Raw genomic sequence first — 4,994 nt, 5'->3', positions numbered from 1 at the left:
TATTTTGCCGGGGACGGCGCAAAAATTGATAAGGACGGCGATATCTGGGTCTTAGGCCGGGTGGACGATGTGCTGAACGTTTCGGGGCACCGTATGTCCACCGCGGAAATTGAATCCGCGCTGGTCTCGCATGCGATGGTTGCTGAGGCAGCCGTGGTCGGTGCACAAGATGAGACCACCGGTCAAGCGATCGAGGCGTTTGTGATTTTGCGCGAGAGCGCCGAAGACGACGATAATGTCATCCAACAGTTACGCGAGCACGTCCGCAGCGAAATTGGTCCCATTGCGACACCGCGATCAATTATGACGGTACCGGATCTACCCAAGACCCGTTCGGGTAAAATCATGCGTCGGCTGCTCAAAGATGTAGCTGAAAACCGTGAAATTGGGGATGTCACCACCCTGGCGGACGCTTCCGTTATGGACCTCATCCAACAGCGCGTGCGGGAACGCACCGGCAACTAACCGCCGGCAACGCGGTAGCGGGACCGGTTCCGGTGTCGATGAGGCAAACGAACCGTGGCGGGGACGCATGCTGATGCCCCGCAGAACCATGCCAAGCGAAGCCAGCAAAAAGCCTGGGTTGGTTGTTCCTGCTCGCGGGGCAACGAAGAAGATTCCTATGCCCAAGACTATGCCCAACAGGACAAAGAGTTTTCCCGTGCTTGATAGAGCCCAGGAGCAGTTATGTCTCGAGTGTCATGAGTTTTTCTACTCGTGTTATCACCGACTCTGCGTCTCAGAACAGTTGTTCGACTACGGTTGCTGCACTTATCGTAGGTATCCATCCCACAAGGCTTCTTAGAGTCACTGCGACAAGGCTTCTTAGAGTCACTGCAAAACTTCAACAGCTCAATGGTGCTGAAGGCGCCACGTTGGTCCGTTCGGTATGTTGTCAATACAGCTAAGTGACGGGAATCCTCTTCAGCTAGCGAGCGTCTATACGCAGGCGCGGCAGCAGTTGAACCAGTATCACCATCACAACCAGCTCCACCAGAGTCTGAGTGACCACCACAAGCGCAGCCAGATCGTAATGAGCTGGAAGTGCCAACACCAGTGGCAAGATCACCAGCGAATTGCGTGTGACACCACTAAACACCACCTGCTCGTTGCTGTGGAACCCCAAGACGTGCGGCTCGTCCAACAACCAAGCCGACGCCCTATCTGTCAGCATGGGATGAGACCAGCGGCTCTTAGCAAGTTCACTTTTGATAGGGCCTGTTTGAGAAAGAAATTCCGTTGACAACTTCTTCGTATTCCATCCCATCGCCGGCCGTGGCAGGACCCGTTTCAGGTTTAGCCGCAATATCGGATAATAGGGGCATGAGCACTGATGGTTCTACCGATAAGCCTCGTCGCCGAGTGATCAGCGTCGCCGAGAAGCTCGCGCATCTGGAAGCCTATGATCAGGCGATCCAAACCCAACAAGGTGGCGCGTATTTGCGGGCCAATGGGTTGTATTCCTCTCAGATCGCCCAGTGGCGCAAACAAAGTGATGCGGGCATGTTTGATGACAAACAACCTGGTCAATCGGTGGGCAAGCCCACGAAAGAACAAGCCGAGATTGCCCGGCTAAAACGCCAGCTCGCCGATCGGGAACGGGATTTGGAAACCACCCAGACTGCTCTGGATATTATGGGAAAAGCGCACGCGCGTGCGACGTGAGGTCGCACATTTTCAGTGATCACGTGGTGAGGAGGTAACGCCCTGTTGGGGCGTCGCATGTGATCCGGGTCAGTGTCCAGTAGATCCGTCCCCACCGGGGCGTGCTTCGTTGGTAACGACGAGGTGCGAAGCCTGCGGGAAAGCCGAAGTCGTGGCATCAACTTGCCGATGTACGACGGGCGAGGGGAAAGTCTGGATGGGTGAACGCAAGTGAACCGTCGATGAGCTCTCGTTAGCTTTAGGCCCCCTTATGGCAAGTATCGGGGGTTTCAGGAACACGCCGGTGAGATCCCGGCAGGTGGCACCCGCGGCGTGCGAGGCGGGTGCGAGGACACCACCGTTCCCGGGGGAAAGACGGCACCCTGCCAGACTGTAGCTGAAAGGTGTGGAACACGGAAACCCCGTCACACGCCGGTGACACCGGTGGGCATCCTGTAAAGGATGCTGATGTGTGCGGCGGGAACAGGAAGGCTCAAAAAGCCAACGCCAGGATATCGAAAGATGCTGGGAAACGCGCGGTATACGACTGCTCCTCCTGCGGTCACCGGGCGTCAACCACCTGGATACCGGACTGCGTGTCTGGACGCGAAAGCGGGCTGACGTGAGCCGGGTGAGTCGTGAAAGGAAGACACCAATGCGCACAGAACTGCGGAGGATGTTAGACGCTACGGCGAACAGATCCACAGACGACAACTTCGACTGGTGGGCTGATATCAATTGGTCTCAGATGGAAGCGAATGTACGTGCGCTGAGGCAACGGATCTTCACGGCGGCACAGGATGCGAACCCCAAGCGGGTTCGGAGTCTGCAACGCTTGATGCTTCGGTCGTGGGCCAATGTGCTTGTGACGGTGCGTAGGGTGACGCAGACAAATACGGGGCGCCATACCGCGGGGGTGGATGGCGTGGTCGTGTTGGATGACGAGTCACGGGCTGCGATGGCGGTCTGGCTTGCAGACAATGCGATGACGACCAAGCCCTCACCGGTACGGCGGGTGTATATCCCCAAGGCCGATGGCAAACGCCGACCGCTGGGTATCCCGACGTTGATCGATCGCGCCATCCAGGCGATGGTTGTCAATGCGTTGGAGCCCGAGTGGGAGGCCCGTTTTGAACCGGATGTCTATGGCTTCCGGCCAGGACGTGGCTGCCATGATGCTATTGAGGCGATCTATCTAACGTGTGCAGGAAAGACCCGGTACCGCATGTGGGTACTGGACGCTGACCTCGCCGCGGCGTTTGACAACATCAACCATGATCACCTGCTGTCCATGCTCGATGGATTCCCAACTAAGGGACATATCAGGGCGTGGCTGACGGCCGGGATCATGGAACACGGCGAGTATCTACCTACCGAAGCGGGAGCACCCCAAGGTGGTTTGATCTCGCCGTTGTTGTTAAATATCGCCATGCACGGAATGGAAGAAGCCGCTGGGGTACGCCGACACGCTGCGCACAAAGTGCAGCTCGGTGACCGAGTGGTCAAGGGCGCGCCAGTGCTTATTCGTTACGCGGATGACCTGGTCGCGTTGTGTCATTCGGAACAGGAGGCCCTTGCAGTCAAAGATCGGCTGGCAGGCTGGTTACGACCCCGCGGGTTGTCGTTCAACGAGGACAAGACACACATCGTGCACTTATCCGAGGGATTCGACTTCTTGGGGTTCAATATCCGCCGCTACCCCAATGGGAAGCTGCTGACCAAACCATCCAAGACTGCAATGATTCGGATACGCGCACGGCTCGGCCAGGAGGTGACGAGACTCAACGGCGCAAATGCCCAAGCGGTGATCGGGACACTCAATCCTATTCTTCGAGGATGGGCGAACTATTACCGCACCGGAGTCTCGCAACGGTCCTATAATCAGCTTGATAGTTGGCTGTTCGACCGGCTGTGGCGCTGGGCACTACGACGCCACCCGAACAAGGGACGACGCTGGATCAAAGACCGCTACTGGGGTCGCTACCGCGCCTCGCGCAACGATCACTGGGTTTTTGGTGACCGGGACACCGGCCAGCACCTGACCAAGACCGCTTGGACGCCGATCGTACGCCATATTAAGGTCAAAGGTCGGGCATCACCTGATGACCCCGCCCTGACCGAGTATTGGCAACAACGACGTCGACGGCCACCACTTCCCACACCTGCTGCTGCCCTTGGGCTTGCTTGAGCCGGATGAATAGAAACTATTCACGTCCGGTTCTGAGGGGGCCCTGGCGCAGTAATGCGCCGGGGCTACCCGACTCTTGGAACAGCTCTCCAAGGGCGCGGACTCTCACGATCCCAAGCGCAACAGCCGCTAAAAGCCGCCTACCAGCAGCTGCTGGAAGCCAACGTGGCCACGCGTCAGGCCGAAGCGTTGACTGGGATCAGTCGCTCCACGATGCATCGGGCAGCTCAAGCCGAATCCCGTGGTGGGACTGGGGACAAGCATCCGGTTCCGCGGCCGGAACCGGCCAATAAACTGTCTGATGCTGAACGCGAGCAGGTGCTGGCGGTATTGCATAGTGACCGGTTTGTGGATCAAGCACCGCAGCAGATTTATGCCACGCTGCTATCCGAGGGCACCTATCTCTGCTCAGTGTCCACGATGTATCGACTCTTGCACGAGAACGCCCAGGTGACCGAACGGCGCCGTCAAGCTCGCCATCCAGCCCGAACAATCCCGGAGTTGGTTGCCACCGAACCCGGTGAGGTCTTCACGTGGGATATCACCAAACTGGCTGGGCCGACCAAGGGCATCTACTACAACGCCTACGTGATGCTGGATATCTTCTCGCGGTTCATCGTTGGTTGCGTCGTCCATGCCCGAGAATCCGCCGGGCTGGCCGAGGAATTCATGGCCACCGTGTTCGGTGTCTACGGGATCCCCAAGGTGGTCCACGCTGATCGTGGTTCGTCCATGACCTCGAAACCCGTGACCGCGTTGTTGTCAGATTTGGAGGTGGTGAAATCGCATTCCCGACCAAAGGTTTCCAACGATAACCCATACTCTGAGGCCGCTTTCAAGACTTTGAAGTACCTGCCCGAGTTCCCGGAACGCTTCGGCTCTTTACAGCATGCCAGAGCGTTTATGGCCGACTTCGTCGACGCCTATAATCACGAACACCGGCATTCCGGTATCGGGTTTCACACCCCAGCCGATGTGCATTTCGGACTCACCACGGAGATAGACCAAGCCCGCCAGAACGCGATGCAAACTGCGTGGCAAACCCACCCGGAACGCTTTGCCAAGCATCAGTTACCTAAAACACTGCAGCTGCCAGCAGCTGCCTGGATTAACCAGCCCACCCCACTGCAACAGGAGGACACAAAACTCGCCGCCTAAACAC

General features: G+C 57.7%; 1 protein-coding gene and 4 pseudogenes. 4 read left to right on the top strand and 1 reads right to left on the bottom strand.

Annotation, left to right across the window (positions count from 1 at the left end; genetic code table 11):
- A pseudogene (locus L0H14_RS11635) lies at positions 1-465 on the top strand (acetyl-coenzyme A synthetase); the annotation flags it as partial.
- Between the two features lie 463 nt (positions 466-928).
- Here L0H14_RS11635 and L0H14_RS11630 read toward each other — a convergent pair.
- Positions 929-1,102 (bottom strand): annotated as a pseudogene (locus L0H14_RS11630) (arsenic resistance protein); the annotation flags it as partial.
- A 242-nt stretch (positions 1,103-1,344) separates the two neighbouring features.
- Here L0H14_RS11630 and L0H14_RS11625 point away from each other — a divergent pair.
- From L0H14_RS11625 to L0H14_RS11615, 3 genes and pseudogenes are all read left to right on the top strand, one after another.
- Positions 1,345-1,647, top strand: a pseudogene (locus L0H14_RS11625) (IS3 family transposase); the annotation flags it as partial.
- A gap of 652 nt (positions 1,648-2,299) precedes the next feature.
- On the top strand, positions 2,300-3,832 hold the full coding sequence (gene ltrA, locus L0H14_RS11620) for a group II intron reverse transcriptase/maturase (protein ID WP_301419873.1): 1,533 nt from the start codon (positions 2,300-2,302) through the stop codon (positions 3,830-3,832).
- A 75-nt stretch (positions 3,833-3,907) separates the two neighbouring features.
- Positions 3,908-4,990 (top strand): annotated as a pseudogene (locus tag L0H14_RS11615) (transposase); the annotation flags it as partial.
- Between the last annotated feature and the right edge of the window lie 4 nt (positions 4,991-4,994).

The organism is Yaniella sp. (genome assembly GCF_030453185.1).
Lineage (GTDB): Bacteria > Actinomycetota > Actinomycetes > Actinomycetales > Micrococcaceae > Yaniella.
The sequence above is the reverse complement of the archived record's forward strand: the minus strand, read 5'-3'. Positions and strand labels throughout refer to the sequence as shown.